The following is a 21550-nucleotide window of genomic DNA, read 5'->3' as shown; positions in this document are numbered from 1 at the left end:
ATGATAAAAAACCTTTTATTTTCAATGAAATAGTTAATAAGTTAGTTCAATTTAATTTACTGGTTATAACATGATAGAATGAAGGGTAGAAGATCACCCTTAGGAGGAACAGTACAATTGAATTTGAAGTTAACTCCAAAAATGATTAAAGAAATGTGCGGAATTGTCTCCTTCAAAAGAGGGGAGGCTTTTTATCGGACGAATAAAGTAATACTTGAACGAATTACTTCTGATAATTGCGAAGCATTAGTAACAGGAACGGAAGACTTTCAAGTCGTCGTACATAAAGATGGACAAAGTTTTAAAGCAAATTGTAGTTGTCCTAGTCTTGCTTCTTTTCAAAAGGATTGTCAGCATATCGCAGCAGTTCTATTAGCTCTTTATGAATATCAACAAAAGGGAAAGCTACCAATAGTTTCAAATAAACGACAAATTACAGTTCCAATTCAGGAACAATCTGATAATCTAATAAAGCTTTTCAAAGGAAAAAAACGTTCAATCGCTCATCGCCTTCATTTTGAAGATAGGCAATTACTTAATATAGAATTTATATGTAAGCCGATTCGAACAGATGACGAAAGATATATTTTCGGAATGGAAATGAATATAGAAGGAATTAGCGTTCAACATATTCGGGAATTTTTAGAAAATCTGAAGGAGGGGAATGCATACTCTCTTTCATCTAATTTTACATACGACCCAATTAAACATTGCTTTCAAAAAGAAATGGATCTTGTTATTCAGCAGCTTATAGATGTTTTAAGTGATGAAGTAGTGTATAAAACAACATTGCATAAGCAATTAGATCATCCAATAAATCATCATATGATAACTATTCCTCCATCTTCATGGGACAATCTTAAGCATATCCTTACAAAAGTACCATCAGTTAAGCTTTGCTATGGCGGAAATGTATATGATGGACTTTGTTTTAAAAATGGGTCTTTACCTTTACAATTTTCGTTTATGGAAGCTGCAGAACAAAATTACCAACTGAAGGTAAAGGGAGTAGAAAAATTAATAATCTTGGAATCCTACCATACCGCACTATTTAATGGGAAATTATTCGATTTGAGTAACGAGGATTTTGAAAAGCTTACATATATTCAACAATTATTGAAAGAATCAGGGAATGGCCATATCACAATTTCATCTGAGCAGTTTAATTTTTATAAAGAAATGGTGATACCTAGTTTAAAAAGATTAGGTAAGGTTCATTTATCTGAAAGTATCTTGGAGCAAATGAATCAAACACCGTTAATCGCTAAGCTATATTTAGATCGGGTGAAAAATCGCCTTCTAGCAAGTTTAGAGTTTCATTATGAAAATATTGTATTGAATCCTTTGGAAGATACGGAGCACCATCTAAGCAAGGAGGTAATTAGAGATTTAGAAAAAGAGGAAACGATCCTTCAGTTAATGAAGGAAGGTGAGTTTACAAAAACAGATAGTGGGTATTTCTTACATAACGAGGAATTAGAATATGTGTTTTTGTATCATATCATTCCTAAACTTCAGAAGGATGTACAAATTTATGCAACAACCTCAGTGCGAAATCGAATTTTTAGAGGAAATCCCCGTCCAAGAATTAGAGTTAAAGCGCAAAAAGATAGAACCAATTGGCTGGAATTCAAATTTGAAATGGATGGTATTCCCGAAAAACAAATCAAAGAACTGTTATTAGCTTTAGAGGAAAAACGAAAATACTATCGTTTAAAAAACGGGTCGCTTTTATCATTGGAAACAAAGGAAATAGAAGAAATACACCGTTTTTTATATGCCCTCCCAGTTGAGCAAAATGATTTGGTAGATGGAATCCAAATTCCATTTGTTCAAGGGATCAAAGCTTTGAGCACAATCGATGATGAAAATGTACTTGTGTATGAAAAATCACTCCGTGAATTTTTAGAAAATATATATAATCGGGACATCAATAAATTCGAAGTTCCTCAGCAAGTGAAATCCATTTTGCGAGATTACCAAATCCACGGGTTTCAGTGGATGAAGACACTTGCAAGCTTTGGTTTTGGCGGGATTTTAGCTGACGATATGGGCTTAGGTAAAACATTACAAAGTATTACGTTTATCCTTTCGGAGTTGTCAGTTATTCGAAAAAAGAAACATCCTGTATTAATCGTTTGTCCATCATCGTTAACTTATAATTGGCTAAATGAGATATTCAAGTTTGCTCCTGAGATTCAAGCAGTAGTGATGGACGGAAATAAAAATGAACGGCATTCCATACAACGATCCGTTTTGGATGTGGATGTAATCGTTACTTCATATCCATTGTTACGTAGCGATATTCATTGGTATGAAAAACAAACCTTTCATTCCGTGTTTTTTGACGAGGCACAAGCTTTTAAAAACCCGATGACGCAAACAGCAAGGGCCGCTAGGAAAATACAGGCTAGTCACCGTTTTGCTCTAACTGGTACCCCAATTGAAAATTCTCTTGAAGAGCTATGGTCAATTTTCCATGTAGTCTTCCCAGATCTATTCCATGGGTTAAAGGAATACAGTAATCTAACAAGAAAGACCATTGCAAGACGGATCCGACCATTTATGCTACGTAGGCTGAAAGAAGATGTACTATTAGAGTTACCGGAAAAAATGGAAGAAATGACATTAGTCGATTTACTACCGGATCAGAAAAAGCTATACGCCGCCTATTTATCGAAGCTCAGGCACGATACACTTAAGCATTTAGATAAGGATACATTACGTAAAAATCGAATTAAGATTTTAGCAGGGTTAACAAGGTTAAGACAAATTTGTTGTCACCCCGCACTCTTTGTTGATGGTTATACTGGTAGCTCAGCGAAATTTGAGCAGCTTATGCAAATTATCGAGGAATCAAAGGATGCAGGCAGAAGAGTGCTGATTTTCTCGCAATTTACAAAAATGCTTGATTTAATAGGCAGGAATTTGACAAATAGAGGTTTTCCTTTCTACTATCTTGATGGACAAACTCCATCGGAAGAGCGAATTGAAATATGTAATAAATTTAATGCAGGTGGACGTGACTTATTCCTTATTTCCTTAAAAGCAGGTGGGACGGGGCTTAATTTAACTGGTGCTGACACCGTAATACTATATGATACATGGTGGAATCCGGCTGTAGAGGAACAAGCCGCAGATCGAGCACATCGTATAGGGCAGCAAAATGTGGTACAAGTCATTAAACTCATAGCTCGTGGTACTATTGAAGAGAAAATAAACGAGCTTCAAGAAAAAAAGAAACATTTAATAGAAGAAATAATCAGTCCTGATGAGAAAACTTCCCGAGCACTGACGGAAGAGGATATTCGTGAAATATTAATGATATAGTCTTGTTAATGATGCCTAAGTTATGCGAAGCTGAACTGAGCTTTATAATCCAAAAGTGAAATTTACTCGAAAAACAACCATTTATTTTTCACAATCAAAAGAACACCAGCAAGAGGTGTTCTTTTGATCAAAATTCCTTATGCTTCATTTTGTGACTTGGTCAGACCGATAACATTGCCTTCAACATCTGAGAATAGGGCAAATGTAACCATATTAGGTACAACAGTTACGGGTTGTACAATTTTTCCACCAAGTTCAACAGCTTTTTGTAAGGTTGCTTCTAAGTCATTCACCTCTACAAAAACCGTAACACCATAATGGTCTTCGTCAGTGGAGCAAACTCCACCATTAATACCAGGGCCATTTGTATCAATTAATCCATAATTCATCGGATTTTCAGCATTAATTTTCCATCCAAATAAATTTGCGTAATAATCTTGAAGCGATTTACCGTCTTTACCTGTTATTTCGAACCATGTTACTGCATTAGGCATTTTGTTAGTCCTCCTTAAATTTAAATAAGTTTATTACATATCAAGTGTACAGAACGAATGTTCTTTTATCAATGGTATTTTAAAAAATATTTCAATATTTCTATCTTTTGTGAAAAGTTGCTTTCCCTTAAAGAAATACTTAGGTTATTGTGGTGTTAAAATTTATTTTAAGTAATAATGTTTAATATAGATTTCTTAATTAAAATGTGATCTATAGGATAACTTAATAAATATTAAACAATAAATTAACAGGAAATGAGGAAAATATAATGGAAAACTATGAAATTGGAGAAGTTTTTACAATTAGTGATATGGATAATGAGGATCAAGAGGTGGAGGTTGTTGGAATAATATCTGAAGCCGATGGAGATTATATAGCGGTTAGTTTTGTTGAAGACTTACAGCAAGGAAAAGAAGAAGACATCGATGTTTTCTATTTAAAAGTGGAACAGGATGGCTTTTTGTCGGAAATAGAAAGTGACGAAGAATTTGATAAAATATCTGCTGCATTTGATGCAATGATGAACCAAAAATAATGATAAACCCAAATAATAAAGATTAAAGGAGATGTTAAAAAGTGAGTCTTTTTAACAATTATCCACTTATTGCTGCTTTTGCCTCTATCATTTTTGCCCAGATTGTAAAAGTTCCCATTTTCTTTATTACAAATCGATCTTGGAATGCGGAGCTTGCATTTAGCAGTGGGAGTATGCCAAGCTCCCATTCCGCTGCAGTTGCGTCTTTGTCAACAGCAATTGGAATTGTGAATGGTGTTGCTTCGACTACATTTGCCATTTCTGTTGTAGTAAGTTCTATTATTATGTTCGATGCAGCAGGTGTTCGTAGGCATGCAGGAAAACAAGCAGTTGTCCTTAATCGCTTGATGGATGAATTCAATCAATTTGTTCAAGAAATGAGATCTATTCAAAAGAATACACCTCAAGGTCAGAGAGAGGCATTAAAGGAGTTATTGGGACATCGACCAATTGAAGTGCTTGTGGGTGCAATTGTAGGTATTTGCATTAGTATCATATTATATTTTTTATACTACGGTTAATTAATTCGGTGATGAAAACGATTAGTTTACATAAGAAAGTTATTGTCGATTGAAGTTGTTGATATGCTCAGCAACTTTTTTTATTTACTTTTACTGTTTAAATTATTGGGAAAATTTGATACAATACATGTGAAGTGTTTCACAATCCAAACGTAGATAAAGTTACATAATTAAATGGATCTTATTTACAAGGAAAGAGGGGAAACTTACATGAAAAAGAAAATTGTACTTGCAGGAGGCACAGGTTTTATTGGTACTTTTTTGCAGCAAAAGTTCCAAGAGTTGGATTATGATGTCAGGATTATTTCAAGGCAGACTGCAAACATTAGCTGGGATGATTACGAAGGAATAGTAGAGGCGTTAGAAAATGCTGAAATGGTAATAAATCTTGCCGGTAAATCCGTTGATTGCCGATATAATGAGAAAAACAAAAGAGAAATACTGCAATCAAGGATTGAAACGACGAAAATCCTTGGTAAGGCATGTTTGGAATGTAAAAATCCCCCCGAGCTTTGGATTAACTCAAGTACAGCAACTATATATAGACATGCAGAAGATAAACCCATGACAGAGGATAACGGTGAGATAGGCACAGGTTTTTCCGTAGATGTAGCAAGAGAATGGGAGAAAGCTTTCTTTGATTTTCAATTACCTAGAACTAGGCAAGTTGCATTAAGAATTGCGATCGTTTTAGGAGACCATGGCGGAGTAATAGTACCTTTTAAAAACTTAGTCCGGCTTGGACTTGGAGGTGTCCAAGGGCCAGGTAATCAAAAATTTAGCTGGGTGCATGTTGAGGACATATTTCAAATTATACTTTTCCTTCAAGAACGAGACGATTTAAGCGGGGTATTTAATTGTTCTTCACCAAACCCTGTTACAAATCGTGAATTAATGGAGCAAATGCGGAAAGCAATGAATAGGAAGATTGGTTTGCCTACTCCGAAGTGGATGTTAGAATTGGGAGCTGTCTTAATAAAAACAGAAACCGAACTTATTTTGAAAAGTCGATGGGTGATTCCAGAAAGGCTAGAGAAGGAAGGGTATCGCTTTAACTATCAAAAAATAGAAGATGCTCTAAAACAAATCCTTATATAAAAGGGAAAATAACTTGAAATGTCGAATGGATAGATAAATAACTATGAGAGTTGTGATCCATCACTTTTTCATTTGAAAAATCGATATCTCTCTCAACTTTTTGTCAATAGGAGTGAATTTATGAATCATGATGTAATAGATTACATTGTTGGATGTATGGCTTCAGGTGAGTCAAACTCTGACATACAAAAAATACAAACAGAACATCGTCTAAAATTAGCAGAGTTTTGGGGTATAAATGAAGGTTGTAAAGTACTGGAGATTGGTTGTGGACAGGGGGACACAACAGCGGCATTAGCTTATTTAGTGGGTGAAAAAGGCATTGTCCATGGAATTGATATTGCTTCTCCTGATTATGGAGCCCCTATTTCATTAGGAGATTCCATAGATTATTTGAGAAAAACACAATTGGGTAGTAAAGTAAAAGTTGATTTTGAAGTGGATATTCTTTCAGATAATATAGATTTTCCGATAGGATATTTTGATTATGTTGTTTTATCTCATAGTTCTTGGTACTTTGCATCTTTTGAGGAAATACAGGAGGTTTTTAAAAAGATAAGAAAATGGGGAAAAGCTTTATGTTATGCGGAATGGGATACGAGAATTGATACATCTGAGCAACTACCTCATTTTTTGTCGATTCTTATTCAAGCTCAATATGAATGTTTTAAACAGAGTAGCTTATCCAATGTCCGTACACTAGTAACTCCCATGGATGTTATAGAAATAGCAGAGAATACAGGATGGAAAATCATGAAGGAATCCTCCATTCATTCCCCTGAGTTACAGGATGGAAAATGGGAAATAGAGCATACATTAACCAATTACATTGAAGAACTTAATTCTGTAGAGCAAATGCCATCTAAGTTAAAAACGCTTATTCAATCTGAATTGAAATTATTAGAAAATGCTGTCCGTTTTTCAAACATGAAGCCAATGTCAACCTTTACATTTATCGCAAAGTAAATATTATGGAAAACGTTTGCAATTGGATTTTATTTATGATAAATTTATTATACGAACATATGTTCATCAACTTGAAAAAAATTTAATAAACGAGGTGCGAATAATGGTTGTAGGAATTTATCCTTATTTAGTGTTAAACGGAAATGGGCAAGAAGCGGTTAAATTTTATCAAGAAGCTTTGGATGCAGAAGTGCTCAACCTTCAAACTTTTGGAGATTTACCAAGTGATCCAGAAAATCCAACTCCAGCAGAAGTAAAAGATCTTGTATTAAATGCGCATCTAAAAATTGGGAATTCAGATTTAATGCTATCTGATACACATCCTGGACAACCACATCAACTCGGTGATCAAGTTACAATTGCCGTTACTATCGGCACAGTGGAAAAATCACAAGAAGTATTTGGAAAACTACAAGATGGCGGTAAAGTAATTATGCCACTGCAACAAACGTTTTGGAGCCCTTCCTATGGACAAGTAACAGATAAGTTCGGTATTATGTGGCAAGTTTCAACTCTTGGTGAAAATAACCAATAATATAATTAGTGAATAGGCTGTTTATGCAGCCTATTTTCTATATCGCTGTTTAGAAAAAATGTATAGTACGTTTATTTGAGGAGGAATTTATTTGTTAGCTATGTTCGATAAAGTAGAGAATGGATATATGGCTGTCTTTAACCGTTATCTTCCACATTCAGTGGAGGAAGTATGGGGAGCTTTAACCACGAATGAAAAACTGGAAAGGTGGTTCTCCAATCTTCAAGTCATAGACCTTCAAAAAGGTGGAACGATTAAGTTTAATATGAATGATGGTTCTGGAGCCGCAATTGACATGAAAATTATAGATTTTGAAAAAAATGCTGTCTTAGCATATGAATGGGGTGAAGGCACGGTACGGTTTGAATTAACACCACAATCAAATGGATGCTTATTAGTATTAAAAGATTTTTTCCCTATTCTAAGTGATCGTACAGCAAAAGACATCTCTGGATGGCATATAACTCTTGATGTAATGGCTGCATTATTGAAAGGAATTTATATGGAATTTCCTATGGATGAATGGGAAACGGTATTTGAAAAATATAAGGTTATAGTTGATCAAGTTAAAATGTAGTTAATTGTTTAATAAGTTTTATTCGAATACATATGATAAAAACACATTTTCATAATCTCCATACTTGTCTTTTAACATTTTTAATTTTTTGCATACTTTATAATACCCCGTGACCATTTCATAAAGTACCTCATTTAAAGCGTATGTTATATGCATACGCTTTTTTCTTGTGTAAAACAGATACTTAATATGCAACATAACTGTATTTGCTAAAAAACGTTTCGTTGGCAAATATTCTTTAGAACATGGAAAAATTTGAAACGAGAACTTTAAATTAAAACATTCCAGAAAATTTCACACTAAGATATATGTATGTCTATACGAATAATCTCGAAATACATACTTTATTTATATAGATTGAATGAAACAATCTATATAGAGTTTTTGAAGGAGGTGACTACTATGTGTGGTTACGGTGGTTATGGTAATCCAGGTTACGGATATCCAGGTGGTGCAGGTATGGGATCAACATTTGCATTAATCGTTGTATTGTTCATCCTTTTAATTATTGTTGGTGCAGCATTTGTTAGATAATAACAATAATTTATGGATTTCAGTCTAGATGATGAATGTGATGATTGAATAAGGGGCAGATGTTCTGTCCTTTATTTTTTTATGTAAAGGCGGGATATGAAATAAATAGTGATTAGGAAAATAGTTCTATAGTTTAAATAATAATGTCGAAAATGACGGAAAATTTAGTATGTAACGACTATTGAAATTACTTTTTCGTGGTGATAGAGTAAAACGAAGCAGTCATAAAGAATTGTATTCACGGGGCTGTAAGATTAATAGAAAGATGTAGCAAAAATGAAAGATTACAGAGGAGGGGTAAAAAATGCTTAATCAGCCTGTCATTGCGACAATGCTTATTTTAGCATTAATTTCTGTTGGTGAAGTAGTTTCCATCGTCTCGAGAGCTAGAATTCCCATGTTATTGGTAGTATTAATTGGTTATCTAACTTTAGTTTGGACAGGCATTTTCCCTTCCAATCTCGTAGAGAAGTCTACCTTTGCTACCGTTGGAGCGGTAATGACCGCACCACTAATTGTACATATGGGTACATTGATTCCATTAAAAGTCATGAAGAAACAAATTAAAGCAGTAATAATTGCCCTATCAGGCGTCATTGTTTCTTCGCTTCTTATCCTTTTAATCGTTACATTCGTTTTTGATTATAAAACAGCTGTTTCTGGTATTGGACCATTAACTGGAGGAATTATTGCGTTTATTGTAACAACTACAGAATTAAAGAGGTTAGGTTTAGTAAGCTTAATAACCGTACCTGTTTTAATTATGGCACTTCAGGGCTTAATAGGAATGCCCCTTGCAGCAAATCTCCTAAGAAAACATGCATTGAAGCTACGTAACACAATGGATGCTGGCACCTTTGTTGCCGCTTCAGTCGACGCTTTGCCGGATACAGTTCGTTTAAGTGAGACAAAAGCAGCAGTAAAGACAAAAAAATATAATTTTAATAGTAATATCATTTTGCTTTTTAAGTTATTTTTAGGCGGAGCAATAGCAATTATTTTAGATAAAATAACAGGTATTAACTATAGCTTATGGTGCTTAGCATTAGGATTAATCGGAACAAAACTAAAATTTTATCAAGATAATATGATGGAACGTGCTAATGCATTTACTGTCGGAATGCTAGGGATAGTTTTTATCGTTATTTCTTCGATGAATGGCATAACGTTTAAGATGTTTGTTGGTTATTTGCCTCAAGTGATAGCCATTCTGGCAATTGGTACTATTGGGATAATGATTGGTGGTTTTGTCGCATCAAAGTTGTTAAAATGGGATCCTTTTAAAGGAATTCCGGTAGCTTTAACAGCGATGTTTGGATTTCCTGGTGACTATTTGCTTTGTGAGGAAGTTAGTCGAAGTGTTGCCCGCAATGAAAAGGAACAAAAAGAAATATTTGACGAAATTTTAACTCCAATGTTAATCGGTGGATTTACGACCGTGACAATTGCATCTGTTATTATTGCTGGAATTTTAGTAAAAACACTATAACATTTGATCCTCGGTACTATTAGATGAGAACAGTTAGTCAACCTTGACCAATTTCTTTTATATTTGGTCAAGGTTTACATAAATTTTTAGGAGGAATGAACATTGAAATCGTTATTTTCAAAGCTAGACGAATTGTATGAGGAAATCGTAGAGATTCGCAGACATCTTCATCAAAATCCCGAACTATCTTTTCAGGAAGTAGAAACTCCTAAATTTGTAGCTGCTTTTCATCAAACACTTGGACATGAAGTAAGAACCGAAGTCGGCGGACGAGGTGTAGTAGCTATTCTCAAAGGCGGCCGACCAGGGAAAACAGTAGGACTAAGAGCAGATTTTGATGCATTGCCGATTCAAGAGGAAAATGAAGTTCCGTATAAATCAAAGGTTCCAGGAGTTATGCATGCTTGTGGTCATGATGGACATACAGCAACATTACTGGGACTTGCAAAAGCGCTAAATAGTATCAAAGAAGAACTCGATGGAACGATTGTTTTCATTCATCAGCATGCCGAGGAAGTTTCACCCGGCGGGGCAATTGCGATGATTGAAGATGGTTGCTTAGACGGAGTAGATGTTATTTACGGAACACATTTGTCATCTGCTGTACCAGTTGGAACCATCGTATATGGAATAGGGCCAGTTATGGCAGCAGCTGATAGCTTTGAAATTACCATTCAAGGCCGTGGTGGCCACGGAGCATCACCACATCAAACGAAGGATGCTATCGTAACAGCCTCACAATTAGTTATGAATCTTCAGCAAGTAGTAAGTAGAAGGGTTAATCCATTAGCTCCTGCAGTTGTTTCTGTCGGTTCCTTTGTGGCTGAAAATGCCTTTAATGTTATTGCGGATAAAGCAGTTTTAAAAGGAACTGTCAGAACATTTAATGATAATGTAAGAGATTTTATCGAAAAAGAAATCGAGGTTATTACAAACGGTACATGTCAAGCAACTGATTCGACGTATAAGTATAACTATACAAGAGGTTATCCTGCGTTAGTAAATCACAAAGAAGATACAGAATTTGTAGCAGAGGTAGCAAAAGGTGTACCGGGTGTTGAACAAGTTGTTGTCGGAGAACCACAAATGGGTGGTGAAGATTATGCCTATTATTTACAACATGTAAAGGGCACATTCTTTTTCACCGGGGCAGAAATTCCAAATCGGGAGTTCACCTACCCACATCATCATCCAAAGTTTGATATTGATGAACGAGCATTATTAATTGCTGCAAAAACACTAGGTGCAGCCACTCTTACCTATTTAAAACAAAATAATGCTGTTGAAAGTGAAGCTACGGCCATCCAGTGATTGAAATGCTATAAAAATATCAAATGAAAGGTGATGGAGAAAAGATGACAGTAACAGTTATTACAAACGGGACATTAATAGATGGTAATGGTGGAAAGCCAATTAAAGATGCTGCTTTGGCATTTGAAGGTGAAAAATTAGTTTATGTAGGGAAATTAGATAATCTTCCGGAATTTTCAAGTGATGTTTGTACCATCGATGCTGGCGGCGGCTGTATTCTACCTGGTTTCATTGATACTCATGTCCATATGATGATGGAATATGAGCCAATTGAAAAGAGACTAGCGACTCCATTTTCTCTTAATTTTTACAAAGCTGAAGAATATTTACGTAATACGATAAACGCAGGAATTACAAGTGTAAGAGATTGCGGTGGTACAGATGCAGGTGTTAAACAAGCGGTGGAACAAGGTTATATTGTTGGACCAAGGATGCAAGTTAGTATTACTGCGTTAACGACTACTGGCGGTCACGGTGATTCGTATACAGCTTCTGGTCAACATGTGAAACTGATGCATAATGAATATCCAGGAATGCCTAATGGAATTTGCAATGGAGTAGAAGAGGTAAGAAAAACAGTTAGAGAAGTGTTGCGTGCTGGTGCAGATGTCATAAAAGTCCATGCCACAGGTGGTGTTCTGAGCGCTACTGATCATCCAGAATTCACTCAATTTAATATCGATGAATTGAAGGTTATGGTCGAGGAAGCTGCTTTCCGTAAAGGTTTAAAGGTAATGGCACATGCACAGGGGTCAGAAGGAATCAAAAATGCCATCAAGGCAGGAATTCACTCAATCGAACACGGTATTTATTTGGATGATGAATGTATTGAACTTATGCTAAAGCATGGAACTTACCTAGTGCCAACATTATTGGCCCCACTTTCCGTTTTAGAGCTGGCAGAAGAAGCTGGAATGCCCGAATGGGGTGTGAAAAAAGCCCAAGAATCATTTGAAGCGCATAAAAAAAGCATTGCAAAAGCATATCAAGCAGGAGTGAAAATTGCGATGGGAACCGATGCGGGCGTGATGAAGCATGGTACGAATTTACGAGAGCTTGCACTTATGAATGAGATAGGCATGACTCCTATGGAAACCATTGTTGCCACTACAAAAGTTGCAGCAAAATGTATGGGATGGGAGGGAAAATTAGGAACACTAGAGACTGGAAAGCTGGCAGATGTTGTGATAACCAAAACAAATCCGCTGACAGACCTTCCATCATTAGCAGACAACTCGAATATTGTATTGGTTGTAAAAGGTGGAAAAGTGCATAAGGATACACTGGTTGTTCCAGTTCCAACCGTATAATTACTGGATTTGTCTCGTAAACGGTTTTTAATAAACGGAATGTATATGTTAAAAAAAGAAGAGGAAATTTCCTCTTCTTTTATATTGCATCTTCTGATGTATCCACTCTTTGACGGTAAAATTCAGCTAAAGATGCATCAATATATGGAACCAACCATAGTAATCCAATCCCTAATGTGAAAATACTTAAAATGCCCCATCCAATAAAGCTTAAATTCAGTAGGAAGTATTTCCACTTGTATCCATCCATTAAATTTCGACTTTCTGTAATTAGTTGAGTAATTTTATACTCCGGATGATCTTTGTACAAATAATAAACCTGTGAGTAGGCAAGTCCTTTTATAATTCCTGGTATAATGAAAAGTAATGTCCATAATGTAGTAAATAATAGAACTAACAGTGCAAGTCCAATTGTTTTAATATATCGTTTTCCATCTGTAAATAAGCGGAATAAATGACTGATTTCTATATCTTCACCTCTAACAAGGCTTAAGAACACCCAACTACAGCCTACTGTAAGAGGCGTTAATAAAAACGTCAAAAGATTTCCTACATTGAAATGGTATCCTAAAGAACCATTGCTTACTGCGATTCCTCCACCGAAAAAGACATTTGAAATAGACGATATAATACTATTGATTGCAAAAACGATGATGACTAGTAAAATAGCAAATCCCCATTTACCTTTTAATGCTTGTCTTGCATTACGTTTTATTTCGCTAATTTTCAAACGGTATAACCCCCTTTTAGTTATCTACTCTAATAATATTTGTTTCTTTACAGAAAATGTATAATTTTTCATAAAAAAATAAATGTAAAATTTGTTTAGATAGATTATATAGAGATGGATAGTTAATTGGGCAATTACCTTTTTTTAGAACAAATTAATAACCTTATCATACAATAGCGGAAAAATACGTTATGGAGATGGTAAAATGGTATTATGGATTGATGTTGATACAAAAAAACATCGTTTAACTCTATATGATGCTAGTAAAGTCATCAAGAAGTACCCTGTAGCAATCGGGAAAATGCTTACACCTACACCGACAGGGAATTATAAAATCATCAATAAAGAAAAGAATCCAGGTGGTCCATATGGAGTTTTTTGGATGGGTTTATCGAAACCACATTATGGTATTCACGGTACCAATAATCCATCAACCATCGGAAAAAACGTTTCACATGGTTGTATTAGAATGTATAATCATGATGTATTGCAACTTGCATCTATAGTACCGATTGGGACAAATGTTTATATCCATGATTAATGGTGAACTTTCCGATTGTACAACCCTATTGATCTATTTGGAGGGATATTTATGAATATAAATGGCCACATAGTAAAAGGAAGTCTAGTAGATAACGAAACACGATGCTCACATTACCATACTGAAAAAGATCGAATTGCGATCAAATTTTATTGTTGCGATACATATTATCCTTGCTTCGAATGTCATGAAGAGCACGGATGTGATCATCACGCTGTTTGGCCAAAGGAAGATTTTCAGCAAAAAGCCATTTTATGTGGATCATGTGGAACCGAATTAACGATAACAGAATATCTAAAAGGTGAATACATATGTCCAAATTGTAAGGCGGATTTTAACCCGGGTTGTCAACTTCATCGTCATTTGTATTTTGAAGTTTGATGATTAGATAAAGGTAGTTCTTAAAAGGGTTTGCTTTTTCTTTTGATTGAAAATAAAACCAGCTCTAATGTTAAGCCGTTCTCTTTTAGAGTACCCGCAGGTGAAAAAACACATATAAAAACAACTAAAATAGCAGGAGCATAATTTTTATTACGCTTCTGCTAATTGCAGTGCGAATAGACATGCTAATTTAATAACTAAAAAAACGACAGTTTCCCTGTTGTAATTAAAATTTCTTATTTAACAAAATCGCCCATTAAGTACATAATTTCACAATTTGACTATAGTGATTTTTTAAGTTATGATTTTTTTTTACTTTAAAAGAAAGGCTGATGAAAATGATTCGTCGTTTGAAAAAGTTTAAAAATGTCGCTGTGGTATTAAGCTTCTAAGTAAGTCGTAATCTACAATACTTAGAAGCGAGGTATATAGTTATGAATCATCCACTATTTAATCATTGGTCTGAAACAAAGTATTTAAAAGATATAGTGTCAAATCCACTCATTGAAGTAGGGGAGTATTCCTATTATTCAGGTTATTATGGTAATCAAAATTTTGAAGATGGCTGTGTAAGGTATTTATGGGGTGATGCTAAATCTCAAGAACTCTTCAATCCAATTGAACAGTTCGGTTGGCATCTAGATAAACTCATTATTGGAAATTATGTTTGTATTGCAAGTGGAGTTGTCATTTTAATGGGGGGTAATCATAACCACCATTCAGAATGGATTACAGTTTATCCATTTGTTGAGCAAATAGAACGATCATATGAACCAAAGGGTGATACAGTCATTAAAAGCGACGCCTGGATTGGTATGAATGCTATAATAATGCCTGGCGTTTCAATTGGTGAAGGTGCAATCATTGCAGCAGGTTCCGTGGTCTCTAAAAACGTTCCACCGTATACAATAGTTGGTGGTAATCCTGCAAAAGAAATAAAGAAACGGTTCACAGATTCAGAAATTAATATGTTAATGGAAATGCGTTGGTTTGATTGGGATAGAGAATTGATTGAGAGAGCAATTCCTCTTTTGTACAGTTCATCCATTGAACAGTTATTTGATTTTTATAACATTGAAGTAAAGAAAAGATAATCCATTTGAAAAACTACATTCTGCATAGGATGTAGTTTTTTGCATACATTTTTTATTTATCACACGAAAGTTTAATAGTTCACTCTTTTGAAGTTCAAGACCTAACAATAATAAGTATTCATCCTACTTGAATCGACGTATCAGTTCGATTAATTAGATTTCCCTATACTCTTCTAATATCTTACTGATCTTTGAAAAACAATTATTACGGCTCCAAGTAGCAGAATGAATATTGGTCTTTCACTGCGACTAAATAAGCTAAAAATTAATAACGAACCTATTATCCAGGAAAAAAAAGATATTATTGCTACAATAATCCCGGCCCGTTTCAAGAATATCCCACCTCCAATTTGCATCCTGACATTTACATATATATAAGTTACTTAAAAGCTATCATAGCCAATATCTATTTAATTCAACAATAATAAACCAAATCCTTTTTCAACAAACCTAATTCGTTAGTGCAAAAAGTATTATTACTAATTTTACAATACATCACCTCTTAATAAGGCTAAAAGCAGTGCGATTTCGGGTGTGAAATCCACTGCTTTTATACTTGTTTTATATACGCTTTTCTATTTGGGTAATCCAAAAGAGAACGGCTTATTCTAAGGGAGAGCGGGTATTTTTACGATAAGAGAGTGAATATAGAGTTCCTTATGCTCTTTTTTGCATGTCTATACAAAGCTTTTGATAAGCCATAAATTCTTGCTTCATTCCTAATTCATGATAAACCTTCGATAGCCATTGAACAGGTTTTGGGTCAAAACCTTTTAGTTCCATTTCCCAGCTAAAGCATTCAATAGCTTGATCATACTGTTTAAAGTGATAATAAAGCTCCCCTAATAAAAGCTGTTGGTCGGGATCATTCGTTAGTCTGTACATTTTTTCGATTTTCATTAAAATGGGGATCGCTTGTTTTACTTGTCTTAATGGTACTAGGAGTTCTTTAATAGTACCGATATCATATTCCTTCGAAAGTAATAGAATAATCCATTTTTGCAGAAATTCCTCTGCCTTTTCTGGATTAAACTTGAAAAAGGGGATTAAAAATAAATGGAGTTTTTCAAGGTGATTGTGATGAACCGCAATATCAAATTCCTCTAATAATTTTACAAATTCAATTGTTTGTATTTCATTAAGTGTAATGTTTTGCGAAGACAATAAATTCAAGATTTTTTCCGTGTTATGCAAATGGAAGTATTTTTTTAGTAAAAACTGTTGAACTTCCAAATTACCTGGAACTTTATCAAATAAAGCTTCTAAAACCTCTACAAGTTGCTCTTCTTCAAAATGTTCCTCCAAAAGTTTGAGAAGGGTGGAGAAATTTGCATGATCCAAGGATACTTGCCCCGTATAGACCACAATTAAATCAATCCATCTGTATTGCAGTTCAAGTAATTTGGAAAGCTGTTGAAAATGGGCTGTCTCTTCTTTTTTTGAGTACAAAACCTTTTCTGTAAAAATAGGATCCTTTTCAAATAAAATATCAGCTTGTTGGTGATATATTTTGGAATATTTAAGAAAGTCTAAGTGATTGGAAATTTCTTTTACAAAAGAGTGAGTTGGTGCGAAATCCATTAGAATTCGAATAATACGGTAGCTATGAAACATTTGACCGTTGCGACGGTATTCATAATAGAGGTTTTGGATGTAGGTGAAAATTTTCTTCTTTGGTATAAATGATTCAAAAAATGTAGCAAGGTTTGCCATTTCATGTGGAGTTAATATTTTTTCCATTTTGGCTATCACTTGATTGAAGGTGAGCTTTTTGTAATGTTGATCTGTGGTAAGTATAGTGCGGACAAGTGGATGGTTTGATTGAAAGATGATTCCCTTTTTAAAAGCATGTTCAATATGTGAATACCTTTTTAGTTGTGTTGCTTTTGCAGTAGTAAGATAGTGATCCTTGTAAAAAAATACATAGTATACTTGTTGATGCTTGTCATAGGCTTCGATGATTTTACTCTGTAAATAAATCGCCATTCTTTCAACAGTTAACTGGATGTTTTTTTGATGATCAATGATCACTAGTCGATTTGTGTGCATAGGAATCCTCCTAATCATTAGTTCTGTTATATTATAGCACATCATTTTAAAAACAATAAAACGTAGGAGTATCGTCTTTAAGAAAAAGTTAAGTTTCCAGTGATATTTTTTAAATAAAAAGGAGCCTGGAGGTTTATTATGCATGCTAAAACACTAAAAGTCATGATGGCTGTAACTGTTGTTAGTGCGGGAACTTATACTTTTGTCCCTCATTCTTTAGCGGATACAACATCTGTAATTGAGCAACAAAATCCATCTGCAAATACATTAGAAAATTTACTGATTGATGGCGTACAGCTAGATAAAGCTTTTTCATCAAACTTACTGGATTATCATGCAACGGTTGAAAATGATGTGAAAAGTGTAGCTTTACATTTGACAGGGAATGAAAATGAGGCAATAACCATTAATGGCAATGCAGTGTCGGATCCGTCGAATATACAATTAGATGTTTATACGGGTGAAAACCAATTTCTCATTGTTGTTAATGATGGTGTTAATCCATCTGTAACTTATACTTTAACGATTACAAGGAAAGCTAGCGGAAATAATTTGTTGCAAAATATTAAACTTTCAAGCGGAAAGCTATCAAAAGCATTTGATCCTTCTATAAAGGAATATGATGTACAGGTCCAAAATGTGATTGATGAGCTTACAGTAACTCCTGAAGTCTTTGATTCTACTGAAATTGTAAAGGTGAATGGGATGGTGTTGAATCAAGGGCGCGCTTCGGTAAAACTACCTGTTGGAAAATCTAACATAACGATTGAAGTAACAGCTGAGAATGGTGAGATTAATAAATATATCCTTCATGTGGTGAGAGCGGAGGGAACCGATCATAAAACTCCTCCGAAAAACCCTACAGGTAATAATGGTAATGGTAAGCCTAACAAGGGATTTCCTGATAGTCAAACTGGTCAAAAAAATAAAGGCAATATGAATATAGGAAAAGATACTTCTAGTCAAGGAGCTTACAGTCAAGGGAAATCTAGTCAAGGTGCCTATGGTCAAGGAAACGCTAATCAAGGAACCAATGTTCAAGGAAGTCAAGGAGCTGGAAGTCAAATAAAACAGAGCCAAGCACAACTTAGCAGTTTAAGTGTTTCCAGTGGGACTTGGAATAAAACATTTTCTCGAGATGCATATACCTACCATATTGCGGTTGGAAGCAGTGTTGATAGTGTAAAGGTTGATGAAGTGCCACAAATATCCGGTGCATCTGTTTCGATTAACGGTGGAAAAAGCACTATTCAATTAGGTGAGAATGCTAAAAAAACAATCATATCTGTTGTAGTCACAAAAGGTGATGACCGAAAAACGTATGTACTTGTTTTTGACAAGGCTGTAAAAGCAAAAAAGACGACCACTAGTGTAATTACAACACCTACTTCAAATAATACCGTACAAACAAATACTAGTTCGGTTCCGAATCACTTTGAATATGCGAACCAAAATAATACAAAGCAATCAGCATCATGGTGGGGCAGATTGTGGACAAAGATTAAGAGTTGGTTTTAAAGGATGATAGCCTGCTAATTGCAGGCTATTTATTTTTTGTATGGGTAATTATGTATTAGTTAAATAGTAGTGTAATTGTGATGGGCATTTAATCAGTAGGTGGTTACAGGTTACATAAAAGTGTGAGATGGTTCAATATAGGCTAAATAGGGCACATAAAAAAGAAAGCGGGGCACAATAAAAGCTGAGTAAGGCACATAGATTGAGAAATGAGTCACATAGGTCGCTAGATAGGGAGCGAAAAAATAAAGAGGGCACATTAAAATGAAAGCGGGGCACAGTAAAAGCTGAGTAAGGCACAAAAAAAGAGGAATGGGTCACATAGGATACAAGATAGGGAGCGAAAAAATAAAGAGGGCACATTAAAATGAAAACGTGGCACAATAAAAGCAGAATAGGGCACATAAAAGGAAGAATGGGTCACATAGTTTGCTAGATAGGGAGCGTAGAAAAAAGCATGGCGCATTGAACTGAAAGCGAGGCACAATAAAAGCAGAATAGGGCACATTAAAGGAAGAATGGGTCACATAAGTTGCTAGATAGGGAGCGTAGAAATAAGCATGGCGCAATGAACTGAAAACGTGGCACAATAAAAGCAAAATAGGGCACATAAAAGGAAGAATGGGTCACATAGATTGCTAGATAGGGAGTGTAGAAAAAAGCATGGCGCATTGAACTGAAAGCGAGGCACATTAAAAGCAAAATAAGGCACATAAAAGGAAGAATGGGTCACATAGATTGCTAGATAGGGAGCGTAGAAATAAGCAGGGCACATAAAACTGAAAGCGAGGCACAATAAAAGCAGAATAGGGCACATGAAAGGAAGAATGAGTCACATAAGTTGCTAGATAGGGAGCGTAGAAAAAAGTATGGCGCATTGAACTGAAAGCGAGGCACATTAAAAGCAAAATAAGGCACATGAAAGGAAGAATGAGTCGCATAGATTGCTAGATAGGGAGCGCAGAAAAAAGCAGGACACATAAAAATGAGATTTTCCTCACAAAAGAAGGAAAATCCCCAAGAAAGTTGAATGTAAATAGTATAAAGAAAAGGAGTGATGGAAATTTGATCGTAAAAAATCGTACAGTTCCAATAAGAGTATTACAGGACAAAGCACTACTCGACCGACTACTAAAAAATCACAAAAAATATCCTATTGTATTAGATAATTTTAAAACCTTTAACACAGGATATCTTGGAGAAAGAAATATTGATTATTATTTAGAACAACTACCAGATAAGGATTACTTTCTTTTCCACGGATTACGCCTCGAATATCAATCACAACCTTTCCAAATTGATACACTTATTCTCACATCTAATTTTGCACTTATCCTAGAAGTAAAAACCATCAAAGGAACTTTATTTTTTGATACAAATTTCAAGCAAATGATTCAAATATTAGACGGTAAAAAGAAAGGGTATCCATACCCTATAACGCAAGTGAAACGACAAAAGGAATTATTACGAAAATGGATGGAAGAACGAAATATCAATTCATATCCGATTGAAACCTTAGTTGTAATTAGCCGCCAATCTACTATTTTGGAAACTAATGCAGAGGATAATAGTATCTATAAAATCGTGATTCATGCAACAAGTTTATTAGAAAGAATTAAGGACTTTCACCAAATTCACAAGAAAAAATTGTTCTCTACCATTCAAATCAAAAAATTGAGCACACTTTTAGTAAATGCTCATACCCCTTTATACAAAAATATTCTGCAAATCTACGATATAGATCAAAAAGAAATTGTTCGTGGAGTCCAATGCCCCTCTTGTGAATCGTATCCGATGAAATATAAAAATAAAAATTGGCATTGTGTAAAATGCGGCTGTAAATCAAAATCAAGCTTTCGGAAAGCTATTTTAGAGTACTTCCTTCTTATAGACCCCACAATTTCTAACCAAAATTGCCGCGATTTCTTATTAATTCAATCTCCAAAATCGGCTAGATATTTATTAAAATCAATGGATTTGAAAACTACAGGATCTGGCCGCTTCATTAGATACAAGATGCCAAACGATATTGATGAAGCCTCCCATTTAGATTTTTAGTATAATGAAGAAAATATATTTGAGGTGACAATATGCACAAGGTATTTGTCTACGGAACATTAAGAAAAGGAGGATCAAATGAGCACTATTTAAATGGAGCTTCTTGTATTGTCAATCAATGCTGGACATATGGGGAATTGCATGACACTGGGTTTGGGTATCCAGCAATTAAACAACACTCTTCTTTCAAGGTGTTCGGAGAGATCTATGAAATCGATGATGAACAATTAAAATCGGTTGACGAATTGGAGGACTATGAAGAAGGCGGAGAAAACAATTTATATAACAGAATCAAAACGAAGGTTTATACAAATGAAGGAGAAGAAGAGGTATTTGTATATCTTGGTCAAAATCAATTATTTGAAAAAAGCAGTCTGATTGAATCAGGTGATTGGTTGAAATATTTATCAGAAAGTTTCACTATCAAAATGGAAAAACCAAACTAATATTAATTTTAGATAAAGTAGAATCGTAAAAA

General features: G+C 34.8%; 20 protein-coding genes. 17 read left to right on the top strand and 3 right to left on the bottom strand.

Going from position 1 to position 21550, the window contains the following annotated elements; translation table 11 throughout:
- Window positions 1–117: 117 nt before the first annotated feature.
- Window positions 118–3330, top strand: coding sequence for an SNF2 helicase associated domain-containing protein (locus AC3WJF_RS18030; protein WP_492454672.1), 3213 nt, complete (start codon window positions 118–120; stop codon window positions 3328–3330).
- Window positions 3331–3467: 137 nt separating this feature from the next.
- Here AC3WJF_RS18030 and AC3WJF_RS18025 read toward each other — a convergent pair whose 3' ends face one another.
- Window positions 3468–3824, bottom strand: coding sequence for a VOC family protein (locus AC3WJF_RS18025; protein ID WP_492454670.1), 357 nt, complete (start codon window positions 3822–3824; stop codon window positions 3468–3470).
- A 269-nt stretch (window positions 3825–4093) separates the two neighbouring features.
- Between AC3WJF_RS18025 and AC3WJF_RS18020 the strand changes: the two genes are divergently transcribed.
- From AC3WJF_RS18020 to AC3WJF_RS17975, 10 genes are all read left to right on the top strand, one after another.
- Window positions 4094–4360 (top strand): DUF1292 domain-containing protein, encoded by a 267-nt coding sequence (locus AC3WJF_RS18020; protein WP_492454668.1) that lies wholly within the window; start codon window positions 4094–4096, stop codon window positions 4358–4360.
- A 41-nt stretch (window positions 4361–4401) separates the two neighbouring features.
- Complete coding sequence (locus tag AC3WJF_RS18015; protein ID WP_492454666.1) at window positions 4402–4881, top strand: divergent PAP2 family protein; 480 nt, start codon at window positions 4402–4404, stop codon at window positions 4879–4881.
- 210 nt (window positions 4882–5091) lie between these two features.
- Window positions 5092–5979, top strand: a complete 888-nt coding sequence (locus tag AC3WJF_RS18010) for a TIGR01777 family oxidoreductase (protein WP_492454664.1) — start codon at window positions 5092–5094, stop codon at window positions 5977–5979.
- Window positions 5980–6099: 120 nt separating this feature from the next.
- Window positions 6100–6945, top strand: coding sequence for a class I SAM-dependent methyltransferase (locus AC3WJF_RS18005; protein ID WP_492454662.1), 846 nt, complete (start codon window positions 6100–6102; stop codon window positions 6943–6945).
- 103 nt (window positions 6946–7048) lie between these two features.
- Window positions 7049–7480, top strand: a complete 432-nt coding sequence (locus tag AC3WJF_RS18000; RefSeq protein ID WP_492454661.1) for a VOC family protein — start codon at window positions 7049–7051, stop codon at window positions 7478–7480.
- A 100-nt stretch (window positions 7481–7580) separates the two neighbouring features.
- Window positions 7581–8057 (top strand): SRPBCC family protein, encoded by a 477-nt coding sequence (locus tag AC3WJF_RS17995; RefSeq protein ID WP_492454700.1) that lies wholly within the window; start codon window positions 7581–7583, stop codon window positions 8055–8057.
- A 402-nt stretch (window positions 8058–8459) separates the two neighbouring features.
- Entirely contained in the window at window positions 8460–8591 is a 132-nt protein-coding gene (locus AC3WJF_RS17990; protein WP_492454659.1) for a YjcZ family sporulation protein, read from the top strand.
- A gap of 304 nt (window positions 8592–8895) precedes the next feature.
- Window positions 8896–10080: a hypothetical protein gene (locus tag AC3WJF_RS17985; protein ID WP_492454657.1), complete on the top strand. Its 1185-nt coding sequence runs from the start codon at window positions 8896–8898 to the stop codon at window positions 10078–10080.
- A 102-nt stretch (window positions 10081–10182) separates the two neighbouring features.
- Window positions 10183–11391, top strand: a complete 1209-nt coding sequence (locus AC3WJF_RS17980; protein ID WP_492454655.1) for a M20 metallopeptidase family protein — start codon at window positions 10183–10185, stop codon at window positions 11389–11391.
- Between the two features lie 44 nt (window positions 11392–11435).
- Window positions 11436–12701: a metal-dependent hydrolase family protein gene (locus AC3WJF_RS17975; protein WP_492454653.1), complete on the top strand. Its 1266-nt coding sequence runs from the start codon at window positions 11436–11438 to the stop codon at window positions 12699–12701.
- Between the two features lie 79 nt (window positions 12702–12780).
- Here the strand turns inward: AC3WJF_RS17975 and AC3WJF_RS17970 are convergent, their stop codons facing one another.
- Window positions 12781–13431, bottom strand: coding sequence for a DUF975 family protein (locus tag AC3WJF_RS17970; RefSeq protein WP_492454651.1), 651 nt, complete (start codon window positions 13429–13431; stop codon window positions 12781–12783).
- Window positions 13432–13636: 205 nt separating this feature from the next.
- On the opposite strand from AC3WJF_RS17970, the gene AC3WJF_RS17965 reads away from it, so the two are divergent.
- The 3 genes from AC3WJF_RS17965 (at window position 13637) to AC3WJF_RS17955 (ending at window position 15447) form a co-directional block, all read left to right on the top strand.
- Window positions 13637–13972: a L,D-transpeptidase gene (locus tag AC3WJF_RS17965; RefSeq protein ID WP_492454649.1), complete on the top strand. Its 336-nt coding sequence runs from the start codon at window positions 13637–13639 to the stop codon at window positions 13970–13972.
- Between the two features lie 51 nt (window positions 13973–14023).
- Window positions 14024–14353: a CHY zinc finger protein gene (locus AC3WJF_RS17960; RefSeq protein ID WP_492454647.1), complete on the top strand. Its 330-nt coding sequence runs from the start codon at window positions 14024–14026 to the stop codon at window positions 14351–14353.
- Between the two features lie 434 nt (window positions 14354–14787).
- Window positions 14788–15447, top strand: a complete 660-nt coding sequence (locus AC3WJF_RS17955) for a CatB-related O-acetyltransferase (protein WP_492454646.1) — start codon at window positions 14788–14790, stop codon at window positions 15445–15447.
- A 657-nt stretch (window positions 15448–16104) separates the two neighbouring features.
- Here the strand turns inward: AC3WJF_RS17955 and AC3WJF_RS17950 are convergent.
- Window positions 16105–17496, bottom strand: a complete 1392-nt coding sequence (locus AC3WJF_RS17950) for a hypothetical protein (RefSeq protein ID WP_492454644.1) — start codon at window positions 17494–17496, stop codon at window positions 16105–16107.
- A gap of 138 nt (window positions 17497–17634) precedes the next feature.
- On the opposite strand from AC3WJF_RS17950, the gene AC3WJF_RS17945 reads away from it, so the two are divergent.
- The 3 genes from AC3WJF_RS17945 (at window position 17635) to AC3WJF_RS17935 (ending at window position 21518) form a co-directional block, all read left to right on the top strand.
- Entirely contained in the window at window positions 17635–19014 is a 1380-nt protein-coding gene (locus tag AC3WJF_RS17945) for a cadherin-like beta sandwich domain-containing protein (protein ID WP_492454642.1), read from the top strand.
- 1065 nt (window positions 19015–20079) lie between these two features.
- On the top strand, window positions 20080–21072 hold the full coding sequence (locus AC3WJF_RS17940; RefSeq protein ID WP_492454640.1) for a nuclease-related domain-containing protein: 993 nt from the start codon (window positions 20080–20082) through the stop codon (window positions 21070–21072).
- 32 nt (window positions 21073–21104) lie between these two features.
- Window positions 21105–21518 carry a gamma-glutamylcyclotransferase family protein gene (locus AC3WJF_RS17935; RefSeq protein WP_492454638.1) on the top strand — a complete coding sequence of 138 codons (414 nt, stop codon included), beginning with the start codon at window positions 21105–21107 and terminating at the stop codon, window positions 21516–21518.
- Window positions 21519–21550 lie beyond the last annotated feature (32 nt).

The organism is Heyndrickxia sp. FW510-T9 (assembly GCF_058781025.1).
Note: the sequence above shows the minus strand (reverse complement) of the source record. Positions and strands in the feature narration are given on the sequence as shown.